Source organism: Methanoculleus sp. 10, assembly GCF_913757945.1.
GTDB lineage: Archaea > Halobacteriota > Methanomicrobia > Methanomicrobiales > Methanoculleaceae > Methanoculleus.
Genome location: NZ_CAJYDP010000001.1, coordinates 264,804 through 285,536, shown reverse-complemented (window position 1 = coordinate 285,536; position 20,733 = coordinate 264,804). Strand labels below are relative to the sequence as shown.

At 60.0% G+C, this 20,733-nt stretch carries 16 protein-coding genes and 1 tRNA gene; all 17 read right to left on the bottom strand.

Going from position 1 to position 20,733, the window contains the following annotated elements:
• Positions 1-122: 122 nt before the first annotated feature.
• The gene (locus tag QZ408_RS01460) at positions 123-2,939 is read right to left on the bottom strand and encodes a BPTD_3080 family restriction endonuclease (protein WP_292489076.1); all 2,817 of its coding nucleotides are present in this window, start codon (positions 2,937-2,939) and stop codon (positions 123-125) included.
• A 3-nt stretch (positions 2,940-2,942) separates the two neighbouring features.
• A complete protein-coding gene (locus QZ408_RS01455; protein ID WP_292489074.1) occupies positions 2,943-5,669 on the bottom strand; it encodes a site-specific DNA-methyltransferase in 2,727 nt (908 codons plus the stop codon).
• Positions 5,670-5,920: 251 nt separating this feature from the next.
• Positions 5,921-6,190, bottom strand: coding sequence for a hypothetical protein (locus tag QZ408_RS01450; protein WP_292489072.1), 270 nt, complete (start codon positions 6,188-6,190; stop codon positions 5,921-5,923).
• Positions 6,183-7,661: a DUF4062 domain-containing protein gene (locus QZ408_RS01445; RefSeq protein WP_292489070.1), complete on the bottom strand. Its 1,479-nt coding sequence runs from the start codon at positions 7,659-7,661 to the stop codon at positions 6,183-6,185. The genes QZ408_RS01450 and QZ408_RS01445 overlap by 8 nt, the downstream gene beginning before the upstream one ends.
• Before the next feature lie 299 nt (positions 7,662-7,960).
• Positions 7,961-8,218, bottom strand: a complete 258-nt coding sequence (locus QZ408_RS01440) for a hypothetical protein (RefSeq protein WP_292489068.1) — start codon at positions 8,216-8,218, stop codon at positions 7,961-7,963.
• Positions 8,215-11,085, bottom strand: coding sequence for a hypothetical protein (locus tag QZ408_RS01435; RefSeq protein WP_292489066.1), 2,871 nt, complete (start codon positions 11,083-11,085; stop codon positions 8,215-8,217). Before QZ408_RS01435 ends, QZ408_RS01440 begins: the two co-directional genes overlap by 4 nt.
• Positions 11,082-11,423 (bottom strand): hypothetical protein, encoded by a 342-nt coding sequence (locus tag QZ408_RS01430; protein WP_292489064.1) that lies wholly within the window; start codon positions 11,421-11,423, stop codon positions 11,082-11,084. The genes QZ408_RS01435 and QZ408_RS01430 overlap by 4 nt, the downstream gene beginning before the upstream one ends.
• Positions 11,420-11,587, bottom strand: a complete 168-nt coding sequence (locus tag QZ408_RS01425; RefSeq protein ID WP_292489062.1) for a hypothetical protein — start codon at positions 11,585-11,587, stop codon at positions 11,420-11,422. Before QZ408_RS01425 ends, QZ408_RS01430 begins: the two co-directional genes overlap by 4 nt.
• On the bottom strand, positions 11,584-11,844 hold the full coding sequence (locus QZ408_RS01420; protein WP_292489060.1) for a hypothetical protein: 261 nt from the start codon (positions 11,842-11,844) through the stop codon (positions 11,584-11,586). The genes QZ408_RS01425 and QZ408_RS01420 overlap by 4 nt, the downstream gene beginning before the upstream one ends.
• Before the next feature lie 214 nt (positions 11,845-12,058).
• The gene (locus tag QZ408_RS01415; RefSeq protein WP_292489059.1) at positions 12,059-13,213 is read right to left on the bottom strand and encodes an ORC1-type DNA replication protein; all 1,155 of its coding nucleotides are present in this window, start codon (positions 13,211-13,213) and stop codon (positions 12,059-12,061) included.
• A 159-nt stretch (positions 13,214-13,372) separates the two neighbouring features.
• The gene (locus QZ408_RS01410) at positions 13,373-15,289 is read right to left on the bottom strand and encodes an SIR2 family protein (protein ID WP_292489057.1); all 1,917 of its coding nucleotides are present in this window, start codon (positions 15,287-15,289) and stop codon (positions 13,373-13,375) included.
• A 141-nt stretch (positions 15,290-15,430) separates the two neighbouring features.
• Positions 15,431-15,691: a type II toxin-antitoxin system HicB family antitoxin gene (locus QZ408_RS01405; protein ID WP_292489056.1), complete on the bottom strand. Its 261-nt coding sequence runs from the start codon at positions 15,689-15,691 to the stop codon at positions 15,431-15,433.
• A complete protein-coding gene (locus QZ408_RS01400; RefSeq protein ID WP_292489055.1) occupies positions 15,681-15,938 on the bottom strand; it encodes a type II toxin-antitoxin system HicA family toxin in 258 nt (85 codons plus the stop codon). The genes QZ408_RS01405 and QZ408_RS01400 overlap by 11 nt, the downstream gene beginning before the upstream one ends.
• Before the next feature lie 11 nt (positions 15,939-15,949).
• A complete protein-coding gene (locus tag QZ408_RS01395) occupies positions 15,950-17,179 on the bottom strand; it encodes a site-specific integrase (RefSeq protein ID WP_292489054.1) in 1,230 nt (409 codons plus the stop codon).
• A gap of 63 nt (positions 17,180-17,242) precedes the next feature.
• Positions 17,243-17,353 (bottom strand) — tRNA-Met (locus QZ408_RS01390).
• A gap of 72 nt (positions 17,354-17,425) precedes the next feature.
• On the bottom strand, positions 17,426-18,901 hold the full coding sequence (locus QZ408_RS01385; RefSeq protein ID WP_292489051.1) for an acetyl-CoA carboxylase biotin carboxylase subunit: 1,476 nt from the start codon (positions 18,899-18,901) through the stop codon (positions 17,426-17,428).
• A 41-nt stretch (positions 18,902-18,942) separates the two neighbouring features.
• Complete coding sequence (gene oadA / locus QZ408_RS01380) at positions 18,943-20,694, bottom strand: sodium-extruding oxaloacetate decarboxylase subunit alpha (protein ID WP_292489050.1); 1,752 nt, start codon at positions 20,692-20,694, stop codon at positions 18,943-18,945.
• Positions 20,695-20,733: the final 39 nt, after the last annotated feature.

The following is a 20,733-nucleotide window of genomic DNA, read 5'->3' as shown; positions in this document are numbered from 1 at the left end:
CAGACCGCCCCTTCCACAACCGCGATCTCCTCCTCCGTGAGCCCATAGAATGGGGATGAATCCGGAAGAGATTGGAAAAGTAAGACCCATTCCAGTCCTCCTACTCTGGTTGTAACACCCGGTCATACGGTCAAACTCTCCACATGCCCGGTAGGCTGCTTATCGGGGGTGTATTTCGCAATGATTCCCTCGACATCAGCCGTGTTGAATGAAACATCACAGTGCCAGGTGCCGAACCCACCGTGCCCGTTGACGGCTCGAACCCATTCAGCAAGGGCGGCCCGCTTTGCCTTATTCTGCTGGCTGTCCTGGCCCTTCGTCTCCAGCACCAGGTATTCGCCGTTCTCAAGCCGGATCAGGTAGTCCGGGCGATACCTTCGCACGACACCCTGGTAGAGATAAAAGACCTCAAACCCGAGATGATCGTTCTTGGCCCATGCCTGCACCGCAGGGTTCCGGTCAAGGGCGAAGGCCTCGGTGGCCTCCCAGGTGCTGTCGTAGACGCAGAAGTTGATCTGCGATTTTGCGGTCTCACCACAGGGTTTGGTGGTGTACCAGATCGGCATGTCGGCGGTCGAGCGGATGGGGCGTGCCGGGTCGAGGACCGGCACGATGGCTTCGGTGTTCATCTCGCGGATCTGCTCGTAGATGTGCTGGACAACCTTGTTCATGTTGAGGATGAGCAGGACCCGCCGGCGCGTGTCGTCGGTGCTGAAGATGAGGGGGGCGAATTTGACCTTATCGGAGCGGAGGAACCGATCGATGATGCCGACCAGCTGCCCGACGAGGTCAGCGGCGGTACCCCGCCACTCCGGGCGCATCTGGTCGAGGAGGTCCCGGGTTGTCTCGAAGATGATCCGCTGGAGCCTGATCCGGCCGAGTTCCTCAAGGTCAATGGTGGTGATCTGGTCGACAGCGGGTTTGCCGTCGATGACCGGGGCGAGTTCGGCGATCCGCGGCGTCTGGGCGGCGTCGAGGACGAGGGGTTTTGCGGTCTCGATATCGAGGGCGAGCCGTGGCCGGTAGGTGTGCTCGACCCGGAGCACGTTCGGCCAGGTGATCTCGTGCTTCCGGCGGGAGGGGAGCGACTCGATCCGGGTCTTGGGTTTCTCCGGCCTCGGCGGGGCGTCGTCTCCCCCTTCATGGGGGAGGAAGGTGAAGGGGATGCCGAAGATGTTGACATACTCAGGCGAGAAGAGGCCGGTCTCCTCGTCGACATCGTAACTAGTGCGCCGGAGGCCCCGGCCGATGACCTGTTCGCAGAGGAGCTGGCTGGAGAAAGCCCGGAGCCCCATGATATGCGTGACCGTCCTGGCGTCCCAGCCCTCGGAGAGCATGCCGACGGAGATGACGTTCTGGATCTTCTCGCCCGCCTCTCCATACTTCCCGACGGTGTCGACCTGCTGCCGGAGATAGAGGGCCATCTCCTTCTTGGTGCGGGGCCGGTTCTCCTCTTCGCCCTCGCTCTCGGAAACGGTCGGGGATTCGTCCAGCGCCTCGGCTTCCTTGAGCACTTTCGAGTCGATGTGGAGGATCCTGCCACCGTCGCAGAGGTCATCGATGCGGATCTTTCTGTGGGTGAAGGCGTAGGCGATTCTCGCGGCGGTCTCAGTGGTGTTCGCGACGGTGATCATGACCGGCGGGGTCCGGTAGCCGGCTGCAACCCATTCCATCTTCTTCTCCTGCCAGTCGAGGCCGAGGAAGTAGTAGGCGGTGTTGAGGAGATCGGGGAGGGGCTCGGACTCTTCGGCGCCCTTGCGGGTGAGGTCGTCGTAGACCTCAGGATCCGTGTAGAGGTGGTAGAAGCGGGACCTGTAGTCGTCGGGCCGCGGGTTGGCGTCGTCGCGGATGACGACGCGGGGGGTCTTGACGAGGCCCGACTCGATGGCGTCGTTTAAGGAGAAGTCGCTGACGATCCAGGTGAAGAGGGCTTCTTCGTCGCTCCTCTTTCCACTCGGGGCGAAGGGCGTGGCGGTGAAGTCGAAGCAGGAGAGGATGTTCCTTGCCTGGTGGATGCGGTCGAGGCCCTGAACCCAGACGGTGGCCTGATCGATCTCGTCTTTTGCGACCCCTTTGACCTTCGACTCGGCCGGGACTCGCCAGGCATGGTGAGCCTCGTCGTTGATGACAATGAGGTTGTTGTGCCGGGCCATGTCGCCGAGGACTTCACGGACGTAGGCCTCGTCGCTCTTTGGACCGCGTTTGTCGACGCTCTTCCTCTTCTGGATCTGCTCTGCGCTCTCCCAGGCGAGCGCGTGCCAGTTCTGGACGAGGACCTTCCCCTGCCTGAGGCTTTCTGCAAGGCCGGGCGGGACGATGGCGAAGGCATCGTAGTAGTTGCCCTCGGAGGAGGGGACGAGGACGGAGAGGCGGCTTTTGACGGTGAGGCCGGGGGCGATGACGAGGACGTTTCTGGAGTAACGGGGGTCGGCGGGGTAGGCGGTCTTGTTGAGGACCTGCCAGGCGATGAGCATGGCCATGACAACGGTCTTGCCGGTGCCGGTGGCCATCTTGCAGCAGTACCTGGAGAAGCCGCCGCCGTCACCCTCGATATCGATCCCGGTCTTTTCCGCGGCCGGCGCCTCGGTGAGCCAGATGAGCGTCTCGATGGCCTCGAGCTGGCAGAAGAAGAAGGGCATGCCTCCCCGTTCCTGGTCCCGCCAGTACTCGAGGAGGCGGCGGGTGATGCCGGTGACGCCGGGGTAGCCGGCCTCCCGCCAGGCCCTGACGCGGGGCCGGATCCGGTTGACGAGGAGGATCTCGTAGAAGACGCCGGGGTCATCGAAGGCGCTGGAGCCCTGCGTGGCGACGATGTAACCCGCCTTGCGCCGGCCTTCCGCGAGGTCGAATGTGCGGGTGGTCCGGTCGTAGTGCCAGTGGCAGGCGGGTTCGGTATAGGGCGAGGCGACGATGAGGCGGTCGATGGTCTTCTGCGGCATGGGTTATGCCCCCGGGACGTCCAGCTCCCGCTCGACGATGGACTCGATGCCCCGGTCGTCGATGATCTTGACGGCGATGCGCCGCTTTTTGCCGGGTTTGAAGGGGAGGGAGACGGTGCCGCGGTAGGCCTCGATCTTCTCTTCGTCGAGTTCGGCCTTGAGGCTCTTCTTGAGTTTTGCCCAGCCGTCGTCTTTGCCGGCCATGGGGAAGAAGACCTGCCTGGGAAAGAGGCTGCGGCCGTCGTAATCGGTGTCGAGCATCCACATGGCAATCTTCTCGGGACCGCCGCCGTCGACGGTGCCTTTGCGGGTGTCGTAGTAGTCGAAACCGTTGACGGAGAGGAGGATCGTGCCGGCCTCAGGCCCCTCGGTGATCAGGTTCAGGGTGACGTCGGGCTGGCCGATGAGCCAGAAACTCTCGTTGCTGGAGCGTTTCTTCTTGAGGTCGTCGGTCTGGAGGTCGGTGTTCATCTGGACTTTGAGGAGGGTGACACCGGGCCAGTTGGTCTCGTCGATGTCTTTTGCGGCTTCGGGATCGAACTGGAAGGCGGCGAAGACGAGGATCTCGGGGCGGGGGACAAGGCGCTGTGCCTCTTTGAGCGCCATCTCGACCTGCCGGGCATCGAGGGCGGCGTGTTCGGGGCCGAAGGAGACAGCGACCTGCTGTTGGGTGTCGTCCGCGGTCTCGCCACGGGCGTGGAGCCACCGGGTACCGCCGAGGGGTTCGAGTCGGGCGAAGGCGATCCGCTGGCCGCTCCTGCCGCGGATGCCGGTGGCAAGGAGTTCGGTGCGCCATTCGTCCTGCCGGAGGGACTCGCCGGTGCGGGCGGCGGAGTCATCGGCCGGGAGGGGTGCGGGGGTGTCGCCGGTGAGCGGTTCGACGGTGGGAGCGGGGACAGCCTCGACAGTGAAGGGACCGGTGACACGGACTTTCGTCCTGTCGACCTGCGGCTGGTCGTAGAGGGTCTCCTGGGGGGCGTTCTTCTGGATGCTCGCGTCGGTCTCGGTCTGCCGCTTCTGTCGGGCGGCGAGGAACTTCTTATGGGCTTTCTGTGCCGCTTCCGGCCAGGCTGGGTCGGGGTCGAAGGGAACTTCCCATTCCTCGTAGGAGGTCTTCGCGGCGGCGTTGAGGGCGGCGAGGGCGGCCTCGACCTTCGGCCGGTGCTTCTCGTGGATGGCGTCGATCTCGGGGTTGTTCGCGATGGACTTGAGGGTGATGTGCGGGACGGTCTTATACACAAATCCACTCCCGACACCCTCCTCGGGGTGGGCGAGGTCGTAATAGTCGAAAGCGGCGGTCATGAGCCGCTGCTTGGCGAGGGTTATCGCGACACGGGAGGTGTCGCAGGTGATCCAGCGCCGGCCCCACTTCTCGGCGACGTAGGCGGTGGTCCCGGAGCCGCAGGTGGGGTCGAGGACGAGGTCGCCGGGGTCGGTGGTCATGAGGAGGCAGCGTTCGATGACTTGCTCTGTTGTTTGGACAACATATGATTTTTTATACGATACACCTACGTCAAGCCATAGATTCGTGAATTTATTATAAGGAAAATCATCAAGATACAATCTATAACTGACACTAGAACCTTCTTTTTGAAGCCTATTCGCAAACTTTAGGCGGTCTAACTTTACCTGATCAACAACCCAGCAACTCTTACTTGGTGGTGGATAATTATGCCCACAAAAATTGTACTCAAAATCGGTGTTTTCGTTGTATGATGGTGCAATTAGTGAAAATAAACGGAAATACCGAGTCTCTTTAATATTCTCATTCAATTTAATCTCATGTGATCGTATTTTTTTAACTTGCCCATCAGGTAAACTCGTAAATTTCCAATGAGATGTTAATTTATTGAAAAAATTAAAAATATGCCTATACTTGTGCTTTGATTTATCTTTTGAATAAAATAATATATGATCGTGCATTGTTTCAAGGCTTTTTGCACCCAATGGCAGACTTTTTTTACGGAATATTATATCTGCAATAAAATTATCGGGGCCGAAAATTTCGTTTAAGATCATCCTCACAAAAGGACAATTCTCAGAATTGATCTGCACGAACACGCTCCCGCTCTCGGTGAGCAGTTCCCGGGCGAGCAACAACCGGTCACGAAGGTATGTGAGGTACGAGTGAATCCCTAACTCCCAGGTGTCCCGGAAGGCCCTGATCATCTCAGGCTCCTGGGTGAGATCCTCGTCCTTCCTGTCCTTTACGTCCCGCTTGTTCACAAAGGGCTGGAAGTTCGAGCCGTACTTGATTCCGTAGGGCGGGTCGATGTAGACCATCTGCACCTTCCCGGCCATCCCCTCCTTCTCCAGCAGGGAGTTCATGACGAGCAGGGAGTCGCCGGCGACGAGGCGGTTGCTCCAGTTGTGCCTGTGGCGGTAGAACTCCACCGCCTCCCGCAGCGGCGGGTTCTCGATCGAGAACTCAAAGAGCGAGGCCTGCCGGTGGTCGCCGTTGCTGCCCTTCGCCGCCCTGATGATCGTCCGCGGGTCGATCCGTTCGTGGACGTGAAGGGATACCGTCGGGACCTCGAACGACGTATGCTCGGCCTTCCCCGCCCACTGGAGCTGCGGGTCGAGGTGAGGGTCATAGGAGTAGGGCTTTGTGCCGTAATTGGGTTCGGTTGCCGCGCTGACCAGTCCCGCCGGCGGGTTATTCAGCCGGCAGGTCCCCTTATGGTCGTATTGCTCGATTGGTTTCGTCTGCGGGGATGATTTCTTTGCCATGGGTTACATTGGGCGTTCTCGCTCAAGCCATTTAAATCGTTTCGATAGTGATTTCAATAGTTCACGTGAATCCTTTCGCTAGAATAGGCAAATTAAGGGGGATATTTTAAAAGAGTATATGTGTGTGGGCTATTTCGGCTGCAAAGTCTCCATGGAGATCGCGGAAAGGTGATGCGCGCCGAGCCTCCAGAGACATTCCCGCATCATGTCCCCAGGAAGGACCCCCGGCTCCGGCAGCGGGGAGCTTGTAATCAAATGTTCGGAGCTCGGCTTCGAACAGATCCCAGGAGCTCCGAACATCCACCCTCCATCGGGCGGCGGCCGGGGCGGTAGGAGAACGTGCTCCGGCCCGACCCCTCGCTCATCAGAAGCCCTTTCCCGACCAGGCCACCAGGAGCCACGGTGATGTCGTGCGGATGCTCCTTCGTCACCTCTTTGAGCCTGCCGTGGTTAATGCATCCCCGGAAGAAGGTGACGACCAGCATCTGCGTGAAAATCCCACGCTCACCGACGCTACTCATCACCGCCTTCGGTGATCTCCCAGCGGCCACCCTTCTTTGGACCTACCCGTTTGAGCTGACCCGCCCGCTTCAGTTGCTGGATCTGCCATTCAATCCCTTTGGGTGTGATACCGATCTGCTCTGCGAGCTCATTCGTGCTGATAGATGGGTTGGCTGCGATCAGGGCCAGGATCTTATCCCTAGTTTTTTCCCTAGTTTCTTCCCTAGTTTCTTCCCTAGTTTCTTCCCTAGGTTTTTCCCTAGGTTCGCCGGCACCTCTACCCCGGATCCGGCGGATGATCGTCTGGAACCCATCACTGACAGCAAACTCCGGCTCCGGCAGCCCGGCCTCGGTGCAGCGCCGGATCATGTCCCGCGTCCCCGTGCCCATCCGCTCGATGTAGCCGGTGAGATACATAGGTTCGGCAAGGAGCGGGTTGCCCGGCACCGAGCCGTGGGCCTGCCGGAGTTTCTCGAGCGTCAGGGACGGCGGGAGCGTGCCCGGGTTCCAGACCTCCAGGCGGTCGGCGAAGAGCATCACCTGGACGCTGCCGTTGCTCGTGTAGTCGCGGTGGGCGACCGCGTTCACGATCGCCTCCGCCACCACCTCTTTAGGGATCTCGTAGCGCACCGGCGCCTGCGGGCCGGCCTCGCGGGTGCCCACCGAGAGGGCGATCTTGCTCAGGACGAAGTCCACCGCCGCGTCCACGAGATCGAAGACCGTGCCCTTGTAGACCTGGTAGGAGGGGATCGGTTTGGCCACCTCCGTGCCGTGGAAGTGGGCGCACTTGATCTCGGAGGAGATCAGGAATCGTTGCGGCTGCTTCCCGAAGAGGAGGACTGCCGCGTTCGTCACCCGCCCGTCGCCGAGCAGGTTCAGGTGCTCCAGCAGGTCAGCGGGAGAGGCATCGGGGGCGAGGGGGAACCGGCGGGTTGCCCTGGCCGTGCGGAGGAACCACGCCATCCGCTCAGGATCCAGGTGTTCGAGTGTCGCCTTCGTGCACGGGGCCGCGTCGAAGGGGCCGGAGCGGATGAGCTGCCTCTCCTCCAGGTACTCGACCAGCGCCGCATACAGCCCGGCGACGAGTTCGGAGGGAGTGTTGAACCGTTTCCGGATCAGGCCCGCCTGCGCTCTGCCAACGAGCGCACGCATCTTCGGGTGGCGGGCGGCGTCATCCATGCCCCTGACGTAGATGAGCCGGTACTTCCTTTCAGCGGTGGCGAGGTCGAACTCCCGCTCGGTCGGCGAGACCCCGCCGGCGTTCTCGGAGCCGTAGTCGTCCCCGAAGAGCCCGACATAGATATCGCAGCGCCGGACCTCGTCGAGGTACAGGTCGTCGGTGCGGCGGTCGGCGGCAGGGACGTCCTCGAAGAGGAAGACCTCGAAGAACCGCCGCATCAGTGCGTCGCCCCGCAGGTAATCGCGGAGAGCCGCCCGCTCGTCGGCGAACTCCTTCTGCACGCTGCTGATGAAGATGCGGACGGGGTTCATGCCGCAGCTCTTATGACGTTCATCGCAGATGCTCCCAAATGTGTCCAGGCACCGATCTTTCCGACTGCCATCTCTCCCCTCTCTATGCCTCTGATCTCGTTCTGAGTATTCTCCCGGGAATGAAGAAGAATGTAACGTGTTTATGCCGGCAGGGTTGTTTGCTGCTATCGGAATGAGATTCAATCCGAACTGCATTGACGTTAACGGTTTGCACCGTGCCGCGTCGGATGATGGTGCAATGAGATGGCGTTCTGCTCTAACGAACTATTGAGCGGGTAACCGTTCTGCATCCGTCAGTTTTACGGTGCGAACCGAGCCGTTGCCTCCCGCTCCCGCGTGTTCATCAGCCCCAGTGCTGCCGTGACCCAGTAAAACCCGAAGAGGGTCATCATATAGGCGTTCCCCTCCACCGTCGCGTATATCACCCACAGCAGGTTCCCCACAATCCAGGCCCCGAACCCTGCCCGTCGGATGCCCTGCGAACGCGAAGCCACCAGCGCCGCTCCGGCCATGCCGAGCACCACGGCCGGCCCCTGCAGGGGATCGACGGGGATCACCGTATTCCCTCCTTTGCGTTCCCTTCCCGCACGAGCCGTGCATAACACCCCTCGCAGACCTTCGCCTGCGCCTCTCGCGAGCGGTAGACCGCCTTCGCGGCGCCGCATACGTCGCACCGGCCGAGCTCGACCTTCACCCGGGCAAACGACCTGGGGTCAAGCACCCCGGAGAGTGGCCGGACGCCGTTTGCAGCATTTGCACCCGTGCTGCAAAGGGGTGCGCAAATAGGAGCGCAAACACTTTTGGTGTGCGGAATCTTCGATATGCCGTAATTTTTACAATTCGACGATAAATCAGCGTGTTCGATCTTTTTATTTGCAGCAGGTCTGGAACCACACGGCAACTCCTGTCCATGCATGGGATCAAGATGCTCTTCCAGTGGAACGGGATCCGGTGAACTGTGTGATCCGGATTTTGCTGCAAACGACCTCTGATCGCCACGATCGATCTTGGACACGCACTCTCCGTTCATCAAATCCGTCTCGCCCCGTTGAGAATCCCCCTTCCCGATCTCTTTGCAACTATGTTTGCGCTCCCCTTTGCAGCAAGGTTGTCGATGTTGCAAACCGTCACCAGAAGGGGGCGGGGAGTCCTCCTCCCCCTCGCCCTCGTCCTCCAGCCAGACCGCGAGCTGCGCTGTCCACTCCCGGTAGCGCTCGGCGTCGAACTGGAAGTGGGACTCGTGCCGGCGGACGGTCGTCCCGGTGCTCTCATCGATGACCGTCGCGTCCACCACGGCGAGCGCCGGGCACTTCTCCAGCAGCCCGCAGTAGACCGTGCCCCTCGTGGTGTAACCCTGCAGGATCCGCCGGACCTGATGATAGGACAATCCGGTCGCCTGCTGCAGCATCCTGACCGTGAACGTCTCCCACCCCATCCGGGCAATCGTGGCGAGCGCCGCGGCCTCGTTCCGGGTCATCTTCGAGTCCTGCCCGCCGCCCTCCTGGTTGATCGCAGCGTAGAGCCGGGCAGCCGCGTCGAAGTCCTGCCGGGCCGCCTCGATCCGGACCTCGTCGCCGGTCTCTTTCCCCTCCCGCTGCAGGAACCGCAGGGCCGCGTGACACTTGATCAGGTCAAAGAGCATCGCGGGGTTCCTGCGGTTCGCGACGTTCGAGAACTGGATCCTGCGGGCGAAGGGAATGCGGACGAAGATCCGCTGCTGCTTCAGGACCGACCAGAGTGCCCGGCAGGTGAGAACGTCCGGGTCGTCTCCCCTCCGATACACGCCTGCCTCCGTCTCCTTGAGGTGCTCGAGCACGCGCCGGTCCTGCTCGGCCGAGTCGTCGATCCATACCGTGAGCATCCGGTTCATCACCTGGTCGTCGCCGGGGTTCTCGACCTTCGCGAGCCACCAGACGCACCGCTCGGGTATCGAGCAGACCCGGAGCTGCCGGTCGGCCGTGACGGTCCGGTGCTCGATGGGTTCGTGGAAGGACGAGGTGGCCGACTTCAGCACCTCCTGCAGGTCGTCCGAGAGCGAGGTGTCGTCGAAGAGGATCACCGTCCCCGGCCGGAGGTCGTCAGCGTAGTAGAGCGCTTTGTTCGAGACGGTGCCGGTCATCCTGTGGGACTCAGGGATGAGGTTGAGCATCGTGGTGCAGGCGTGGCTCTTCCCCTTCCCGGAGTTGCCGGAGATCGAGACGTGCAGCCCCTTCGTGTTCGCCACCGACTGCGAGGCGACGGACATCACCAGGCACTCCGCGACGGTCCGGTCGCCGACGTGGGCTTTGTTGAAGGTGTCGAGGAGGAAGGCGAGCGGGTCGCCGGTCCGGAGGATCTCAATGGCACGCGCCTGGTGCTCATCCTCGATGAGAACGGGAGGAGGGAGCGGTATCTCCTCGGCCTTCTTTGCCGGGGTCCTGGTCCGCTTCGGCTCGTACATCCCCCGGAGTTCCGGCCACCGCTGGGCGCCCCCACCACAACTCTGGTGGTGACAGCCGGCGAAGACGGCGCCGTTCGCGAACTGGATCGCAAACGCCCCGTCTTTGTGGGCTGACGAGAACGGGCACTCGTCGAGGACGTAGAGGGTCCCGCCCTGGTAGGGCCGTGTGCTCCGGACCGCGATCCCGTGGTCGAGGAGCCACGAGGCGAGGTCGATGCCGGGCCTGTTGCCGTTTGGTTTCTTCGACCGCAATGGCTCCTCCCGCGGGAGGAGCGCCGCAAGGTGCTGCAGATACTCCCGCGGCACCATGCGGACATCGTCCGGCACGGCGAGGACCTTCGCCCGCCGGTGCGGTCGCTCCACCGTGTTGTCGCCCTTCCGCGAGAGGGTGCCGTAGAGTTTCCAGATCCGGGCGGCGTTGTGGTTCGCGGTATCGACGGTGACGGCCTCGTTGGAGAAGAGGGCGTCGAGGGTCGCGAGTGCCCCCTTCACAAGCGCGGTGGCCGCATCGTCGTTCGGGAGGTCCACCCGGTAGAGGAGATGCGCCCCGTTCCCGGAGTCAGCCCGGACGGGCGCAGGGAACCCCTGCTCCGCGAGGTAGGTTGCGATCCGCTCCGCAGCGGCGAGCGCCGCGTCGTGCTCGGCGTCCGTGGATGAGACCCCGCTCGGCCGGACCGGGTCGATGTCGACCGGGAACCAGCGCCGGCGGTTGATGTCGGCGTCGGCCGTGGTGGCATCCTTCCGGGACAGCCGCATCTTGATCCGGTTCGCCCGCCGGGCGAGAAGGGCCGGGTTCACGGTGTTGAGGGTGACGTAGATGCCGGCGACCGCTGGATCTGCGTCGAGTGCCTCCACGGCCCGGGCGAGCACCTCGTGGTCGTCGAAGTAGCCAGAGTGGGTGACGCCATCAGCGAGTGCCCGGACCTCGACCACGCTGCCAGAGGCAGCGAGGACGTTCACCGTGTTTCTGATCTCGTCTATCATGCGGTCACCCCCGGCACAAGGGGGAAGAGGGGGGCGGAGATGGCCTCCCCGCGGGCGACCCGCTGGAAACTGATGAGCGGGATGATGTAGGAACCGACGCGGGTGTGGAGCATCACTGCCTTGCCCGAAGCGTTCATCGCCGCGTGGCCCTCAATGGAAGTTTCGCTGACCAGGATCCCGCCCGGGGTCGTCCGCGAGCGGTCCTCCGTGATCGGGATCACCCTGCCGTAGAAGAGCAGGTTCCTGAGGTCCTCAGGCTCGATACGGTAGCGCTCGGCGTCGACTGCGATCCGGAGAGCTCCGCCGGTGCCGTGGGAGAGGGTGCCGGGCTCAGTCATGGCCGGCCGCCTCCGGTAATGGTCGTGACCGTGTAGAAGTGGCAGCCGGTCCGGACGATGTGGATCTCCCGGATCGCCTTGCCGTGCCGGCCGACTTCGGTTGCCACCACCTGCGAGATGAGGTAGAGCGGGACCGGGTTCGGTCTGCATCCTTCCCGACTCATAGCGGGCACGCTCCCGGGGTGGGCATCCTTATATCGTTGCAGTGCCGAGTACCATTGGCGGCCCGGTGCACCCTGGTGCTGTGAACATTTGGTTGTGCCTGGCTGCCGCCGCAGATTGCTTCGTGTTCTCTTCTCGATTCTACCAGGGTCCAGATGCCCTCGCGGATCATCAGTCTCCCGATGCCCCGGTACAGCGGATACCGCTTCTCGAAGGCGTCGACATCGTCCTGGGTTACGAGTCGTGGTTGTCGTTTCATGCGTAACCTCTCTGTTGCAGTTCGCGGCGCACCGGCGCTCTTCTGAGAAAGCACCCGGCGTGCACCGCTTGATTCAACGTGAGAGTACGCGGCTTAAAAACGTGTTGTGCGTAGGGTGATGGTGAAAAGAGGCGTTATTTAACCGTTACTTTATCGGAAAACGGGAAATTGGCCGGAAGGGGGTGGATCCGGCATTCCTCGATACGAAGGGGCATTATGCCGCGCTGGTTTTCCCGATCTTTTCGCAGGCGGCGAGCACCTGATCGGGGGCGAAGCGGAGCAGGATCTCCCGGGTCCGTCCCCGGTCGGTGCGGAGCGGCAGGTCGACGAGACCCGCTTCCTCGAGCCGCTTCAACCGTGTCCGGTAGGTCGTCGCTCCGGTCGAGGTGTACTCCTGCGTCGCCTCATAGACCGCTCCCGACGTCATGTCCGCATCGGTCTGCTGCGCCATCTCCGCGATCCGGTAGAGCAGGGCACGCTCGCCATCGTTCAGGTCCGCGGCCCGCTTCTGCAGGGTGGGCGTGATGATCGACCGGGAGGCGTCCATCACATCCTTCCGGGTGACGGTCCGGCGCCCGGCGCCCTCCGCGTTCTCGGCCGCCGCCCGGACGAGGTCGATCCCGACCCGGATGTCCTGCTCTCTCGCGGTGAGGTCCGCGATGAGGTTCACGTTCGTCTTCGGCACCACGTTAGGGTACAACCCCTGCCGGATCCGGTCGCCGAGGATCTCCTGGATCTCCGACTTTGCGTACGGCGAGAAGTAGACCTCGGTCGGGTGGAAGACCGACCGGACACGCTCGTCGAGCCCGGTGTAGAGGTTCAGGCGAAGGTCGCTGGAGATGGCGAAAACGCCGGGCTTCCTGACGTCCCACGCCTCGTAGAGGCGGAGGATCCGGTAGAGAAGATCGTTGAGCTGCCGGGCTTCGTGCAGGTAGTTGGCGTCGTCCAGGCAGACGAGCAGCGCGGCATCCCGTTCGCCGAGGCGTTTGGCCGCCACCCGTACGACCTCGTCGAGGTGCTTGCCGGTCGCCGGGGGCGTGTAGCCGACGACCGCCTCAAAGATGCACGCGAAGACGGCGAACGGCGTCCGGTGCTGCTTGCAGTTGATGTAGACCGGGGCGATCTGCTGTGTCGTCTCCTCGATCTCGGCAAACAGCCGGCGGACGGTGGTGGTCTTGCCGGTGCCGGGCGGCCCGCGGAGGATCGCGCTCCTCGGACTGCCGCTCCGGAGAGCCGGCCGGGCGAGGAGGGCGAGTTCGCGGATCTGGGCGTCGCGGTGGTGGATCTCGTCGGGCATGTAGGTGAACTCGAAGACCTCGCGATCGCGGAAGACCGTCTGGTCGTAGCGAAGGGTTTCTCTCTGCCTCATAGGTAAGCGATCAGGAAACGGGGGTATATGAACACGCGCCGCGGGCGGGGTGAAAGTGAAGGGAGGGTTTCTATCATTGATTGAAGGGTTACTCTTGCGACGCAAAAGGATAGGGGAGAGTCCTGCCCTTCAGAGGATGCTGAATAGAGTGGACTCTGGTCAGTCGCCCATTGTAACTGATTTGTACCAAACTTTCAGCCGCCCATCTATACTCTTCAGAGTTACCGGTATTTCATTAGCGTTTTTAACAACTAATGCTGTAACTTCCTCCAAGTTTTGAATGATTAGATTTTCTCCTTCCACTTGTATCTCTTGAATGGTAAATTTGCGACCAAAGATGTTGTATGCTCTAAAATAATTGAGAGTCACCCTAATATTTGGCACTCCCTGCTCGCACCAATCGCGGACAAGTTCTTTGTTGTTCATTTTCAAGGTCATGTCGTTAACCTTCCGCTTTTTGCCATCAATGGCTGCCACAATATCTATGAGGGCTTCCTCGTAAGACTCGGATATTTCACCTACCTCAATATGCAGTTTAATTCCAAAATGGGTTTGAATTTTATTAATCTGGGATGTAAGTTGATGCCCTATTCCGATAATTCTCCTTGATTCAGCGGTTGGATCTACTATGTAACTCGACGGGAGGGTGAAAATAGGATCTGAGGACTCAGCAAAGATGAGAATGTCATCCCCGGTCATCCATATATAAAAGAATTCGTATATTTCACTTGCTTGCGCGATATCCTCTAACCCTGGCAGTTTTAAGTTGAATGTATTTTTTTCTCCGTCGTCTTTGTGAGCAAAAATTGACACGGTGAACAGTGGGTGAATAAGTTTGAGATGCATTTTGGTTGGAGTCATGTAGTGCTCCACTTTTACGTTGAACAATCGCTTCCCACTGTTCCGCAATAGGAGTTCTGCGTTAAACTCTTTGAGAGGATGAGGTTGGACTGTCAGAGTTATGTGCTCAAGGCTTTTCGAGTCGAACAAGGGTATGTTTCCAATCTTTGGCTTAAAAATCAGGTCAACTTCTTCGGGAGACAGAGTGAGCTCCTCTACCAACTCGCCTGAAAATAGGTCGTGAATCTTTTCAGCAAGAACACTGTTGGTCGGATCAAGACTTCGAACTCCAAAGTCAAATGTTAGCGGCGGACCCCCAATTTGAGACGACACAGAACTTAACTTGACACCGTCCCTACCTGCACTAAATTTTGCATCAATTTTTCTAGCTGTTAGACCTTTTAAGGCCGATTTAAGGTCTAAACGTCCACTATATGTATCGATAATGAGATTCTCTTCAACCTTTTCTCTTATTAAGGAGACCGCCTCTTCGGCAGACAAGTCGATGTACTTTAAACCATACTTTTCTCTCCATTCGTTCTGTGTGTGTTCTGGAAGCCCTGGCACGATGAGATAACTTTTGACATCCTCGACATTTAGCTTGCTAAAAATCTCCTTGAGAATATATTTCACATTAATGTCGCTTAAGGAGTATCCAATGAAAAGGATTGTATACTTCGACGTTATCGATCGAATTTCGTTCCATAAGAGTCCATTTTTTTCGTCAGAGAAAAAATCGACGTAATCATCCGCAGTGATCAAAATCGTATCCGGTTGGTCGATATCCCCATGGATCTTAAATAGATTTACTTTGTTTCCAGCAACAACTCTTCTGATTTGCTCATCTGTAACAATGACATTTATTCCGGTACCATACACCCGCTCAAACAACGTATCATAGTTTGTCGTAATTATTTGCTCGAAATGAGGTAACAGGGCGATCATTTCGTGATATTCGGTAGAAATAGGATCCTTTTTGAAGGTATCTCGAAGAATCTCTAAAAGTTCATCTCTTGAACCTTTCAGCGATACAAATTCTTGCGCCACTTCATCAAGTCTATGCACTTGCTTAAGATGCTTAATTTCTGTATCAGAAGCATGTGATTTGATAATCTCTGCCAACTTAGTCCCTGTTGGATACCCTGCATAACGCGAAAAACCTGAACCCACCCATAAAACAACTCTTCTTTCTCGAATCTCGGAGACTAAGTCGTTGAGATTATCCTGGGTTTGCATACGTGTGGATTACTCGCATGAATTATAAAAGGTAAGCGAATTGGAACCGCTAGCAGAGAGCTTGATTTACCTATTCTAACTGTGGAAAAGATTCAAAGTTGAATGTGTGAAAAATCGGGGGGTTGAGAACCATTACAAGACCTAAGCAATTTCCCGTGATTCACACGCAACGCCCTTCCCCGCAAGAATATCCCGCAGGTGCTCCCGGCCGCTCGGCTCCGGGATCTCCCGTCCCTCTTGCCGGGCAGTATCGAGCCAGAGGCCGATAGCCACCTTCACTTCGGAGAGCGCCTCCTCTTCGGTCTCGCCGAACGCGGAGCATCCCGGAAGCTCCGGGACGACGGCGATGAAACCCTCGTCCTCGTCGCTGAAGAAGATCTCGATTGCGTATTTATGCGGCATCTTCGTCCTCCAACAGAGTATAGTGCTCAATGATCTTAAGAAGTTGTCTTACCTGGTACGGTTTTGCTTTACCCTTCACGTCCTGGAAGTTGAGGATCTCAGGGATGCCGTCCCGCACATAGACCGTGTGGCTGCCCTTCCCGCCCTTCCGGTGAAAACCGAAGGCCTCCGCCGCATGGCAGAGGTCTTCGAACCGCACGTTTTTCGGGTTGTGCTTCAGGTGCTCGTATGTCTCGCGCCGGTTCATGCTGGGCACCCTTACAACTCACCCTTCCGCTTCTTCTCCTCGATCAACTCGTTCAACAGTTTCCGCACGAGCTCCGGGTTGTCGAGCACGTCCTTGCCCATCGCCTCCTGCACATCCTCCCCGTCGCCGGTGAACGACCTGCCGCAGGTGGAGCAGTAGTTCGCACAGGGGGCGTTGATGGTCTTGCATCCGGGGCACTGCACTGGTTCGAGGTGCCGCTCCTCCGTTTCTTCCTGCTGGATGATGCCGTACTGGCCAAGGACCTCCTTATCGATGTCCTGGCCGGTGAGGTGGGCGTAGGTGGCGAACATATCGGTGTTGAGGTTCCCCCACATCATCAGCTTGATGACGGACTCCTTCATCCCCTGGTTGATGAGGTGCGTGATCCGCGAGTGCCGGAAGATGTGCGGGGTGATCTTCTTGGTGATGCCGGCTCGTTTTGCGATCTTGGGGAGATGCCCGTAGATGGTGGCATGCTGGAGCGGCCGCTTCTGGTGCGTGATGAAGACCAGGGCGTCGCTGGCGGGTTCAAAGGGATAGTCGTTCTTCCAGGCCGCGAGGTACGGCGTGGCCATGACCAGCCGCACGTAACGCTGGGTATGGCACTTGGTATCCTCGACGGAGATTACCGTGCCGTAGGTGTCGAACTGCACGCGACGCCAGGTGAGCCGGCCGAGTTCTCCGATGCGGCACCCGGACTCGTAGAGGAGTGCGATGATCGCCCGGTCGCGGGAGGACCGGCAGGCCCGCAGGAGCGCTCCGACCTCTTCCTGCGAGAGCATCTGGTCGGGGAGTTTGGTGCAGCGATCCATCCGCGGCGGTTTGATCTTCCGGATCTTGGCCTGCGATAGGTCCGAGTAATCGTTCTCGATCATCCAGAGGTAGAACCGCTTGAGGAACATGATGTAGTCGTGCAGGGTGTTCTGCTTGAACGGCCTGTCGCGCTGGTTCCTGGCCTCTTTGATGGTGGCTATGGCAGAGAAGATATCGCCGATGGTCGCTTCCCGGTAGGGGCAGATGTAGCGGCGCCAGTTGACCAGGTGCGACGTGATCTTGTTTACCCGGACGGTTGTGATCCCTTGCGATGCCTGGAGCTCCGTCACGAACTCGGTGATGAGGTCGGCATCGTCGCGGGTGAGGAGGCCCGTGGCCAATGCTTTTCGGACGGCTGTGGCGGCGTAGGTTTTATCGACAGGATGGAACTCTCTGTCAGTTTGGATTGGTGCTGTGAACGCTCCCATGCAAGGGAGGTCTGAATAGAGGTGTAAAAGCGTTTGCTGACAGATCTGAACCTGAATAATAGATGCTGCGGGTGGGATCCGAACCCACGATTTCCAGATGTCCCAGGTTTGGACGCACCGTTTCTCTCGAAAACCCTATGAGTCTGGCGCCCTAACCGACTAGGCCACCGCAGCACACAAAGTGCATTATAACAATGATGTGTTGGCAAATAAACCTTCTGCATCCCGGAAAATAGAGATGAGGGGTCACTTCATGTTTTTCCGGAGGTACACGTCGACCACCGCGGCGATCGCCGCCACTTCCTTCCCCTGCCGGAGCGATGCAGCCAGCGTCTGCATGCGCGTCTCCTCCTCGCGGAGGTAGCGGCGCAGGCTCGCGGCGATGTGCTCCTCCTGCAGGAAGTGCGTGTGCGTATCGCCGGCGACGAAGTGCGGGTTCCTCATGATCGCGTAATGGAGCGGGAGCGTCGTCTTCACACCCAGGACGACATATTCATAGATGGCCCGGCGCATCCGCTGGATCGCCTCCTCGCGGTTGGACCCCCAGGCGCAGAGTTTCGCAATCATCGAGTCGTAGTGCGGGGGGATGGTGTAGCCCATGTGGATGCCGGAGTCGACCCGTATCCCGGGTCCGCCCGGAGACCGGTAGCGGACGATCTTGCCCGGATCCGCGGTGAAATTGTTCAGCGGGTCCTCCGCGTTGATCCGGCACTCGATCGCGTGCCCCCGGAGGCTGACGTCCTCCTGGTCCATCGAGAGGTCCTCACCGGCGGCGACGGCGATCTGCTGCTTCACGATATCGATCCCGGTGATGAACTCCGTGATGGTGTGCTCCACCTGCAGCCGGGTGTTCACCTCCATGAAGTAGTAGTTGCCGTTCGCGTAGAGGAACTCCACCGTACCGGCGTTCCTGTAGTTCGCCGCCTTTGCCGCGGCGATGGCCGACGCCGTCATCCGCTCCCGGAGATCGGGCGTCATGATCGGACAGGGCGCCTCCTCGAGGAGTTTCTGGTGCCGGCGCTGGATGGAGCACTCCCGGTCGTAGAGGTGGAGAGTATGCCCTTTCGCGTCGGCAAGGATCTGGACCTCGATATGGCGGGGTTTCGCGAGGTACTTCTCCACGAAGACCGTTGGATCCCCGAAGGCGGACCCTGCGATCCGCATCCCCATATCGATCGCCTCCTCAAGCCCCTCCTCGCTCTCGACGATGTGCATACCGATGCCGCCGCCGCCCGCGCTCGCCTTCACGACCACCGGGTAGCCGATAGCGGCGGCGACCTTCTTTGCCTCGTCGAGACTGGTGACGCCGTCAGGCGTGCCGGGAAGGACCGGGACGCCTGCCTCGCGCATCATCCGCTTCGACCCGATCTTCGAACCCAGCGCCTCAATCGTCTGCCACGATGGCCCGATGAACGTCAGCCCCTCATCCTCGACCAGCTTTGCAAACCGGTAGTTCTCGGCGAGGAACCCGTATCCGGGGTGGATCGCCTCGGCCCCCGACTTCTGGGCGATATCGCAGATCCGCTCCTTATTCAGGTAACTTTTGGACGGGTGGGCCTCACCGACATAGAAGGCCTCGTCGGCGTATTTGACGTGGAGCGCATTCTTATCGGGCTCCGAATAGATTGCAACCGTATCGATCCCGAGCTCCCGGCAGGCGCGCATAACCCGGATGGCGATCTCGCCGCGGTTGGCGATCAGGATCTTGTCAAAATATTTCATTGTGCAGGTTCTCTTTCCTGATAGGTAACCCGGGGCGACCCTCACTCGATGATCATCAGCACGTCGCCGTTCTGCACGACGTCCCCGGCGTTCACAAAGATCTCCTCGACCCTGCCGTCACGCGGACTCCTTATGGGGTTCTCCATCTTCATTGCCTCAAGAACAATGAGCGTATCCCCCTTCCTGACAGCGCTCCCCTTCTGGGTCAGCACCTGCAGGACCATGCCCTGCATGTTGCTCTTGACGCCGCCGGCGACATCCCCGCGCGGGATCCTCTCTCTCGCCGCCGAGGCGGCCGCCGGGACCGTGACCGAACTCCCCTCCACGGTGACGATCCGGACCGAGAAGATCTCGCCGTCAACCTCCACCTCCATGGAGCTCGGGATCTCCGCGGTCCGCACCGGTTCGGCTGCCGCCGGTTTCGGGATCACCTCGGCCTGGCGCTCACCCCGGAGGAACGACGGGGCGACGCTCGGGTAGAGGATGTAGGTGAGGACGTCCTCCTCCCGGGTGACGAGCCCCTGCTCCACCGCCTCTTTGCGCATCTGCTCGTATATGGGCGCAAGAAGGTCCGCCGGGCGAACCGTGACCGGTTCTTCGCCGTCGATGATCAACTCCCGTATCCCGGGGCTGATCGGGGCGGGAGGGCGCCCGTAGAGGCCGCGGACGTAGTCTTTGACCTCCGTCGTCACGTTCCGGTAGCGTTCTCCGCCCATGAGGACGTTGAAGACCGCCTGGGTGCCCACGATCTGGCTCGTCGGCGTCACGAGCGGCGGGTAGCCAAGGTCCTTCCTCACCCGGGGGATCTCCTGGAAGACCTCTTCCAGGCGGTCGAGCGCATCCTGCTCCTTCAACTGGGAGATGAGATTTGATATCATGCCGCCCGGGAGCTGGTAGATCAGGACGTCCAAGTCGACCCGATCCGCGATGGCGGAAAAGAGCGGTTCGTACTTCTCCCGCATCTCCCGGCAGACGTTGCGCACATTGCGCAGCGGCAGCAGGTCGATGCCGGTATCGCGCGGCGTCCCGATGACGCTTGCAACAACGCTCTCCGTCGGGGGCTGGGAAGTCCCGAGCGCGAACGGCGACATCGCCGTATCGAGGATATCCACACCCGCATCGATCGCCGCCTGGTAACTCAGGGGCGCGACGCCGCTCGTGCAGTGGGAGTGGAGGCAGACCCTGACGTCCACCGTCTCCTTGATCCCGGTGATCAGGTCGCGGGCGTCGTGGGGCATGATCAGCCCCGCCATATCCTTGATGCAGATCGAGTCGCACCCAAGCGAGTAGAGCTCCTCGGCCATATCGATGAACGACGCGACGGAGTGGACCGGGCTTGTCGTGTAGGATATCGCGCCCTGCAGGTGCGCCCCGACGTTCCGCACCTCCTCCATCGCCTTCTTCATGTTCCGGACGTCGTTCAACGCATCAAAGACCCGGAAGATATCGACCCCGTTCTTTGCGGATGCCTCCACGAACCTCTCCACGACGTCGTCGGGATAATGCCGGTAACCCACGAGGTTCTGGCCTCGCAGGAGCATCTGGATGGGCGTGCGCCGAAGCTCGGCCTTCAGCATCCGGAGGCGTTCCCAGGGATCGTCGTTTAAGAACCTGATGCAGCTGTCAAAGGTCGCCCCGCCCCAGGCCTCGACCGAGAAGAAGCCGACTTCGTCAATGGCCCGGGCAAGAGGGAGCATATCCTCAGTCCGGAGCCGGGTGGCGATCAGCGACTGATGCGCGTCCCTAAGCGTGGTATCGGTGATATGGAGTGTATCAGATTTGGCAGCACACATCGAATTTTGCACCTCGAAGGGCTGAGGAGATTGCAATAA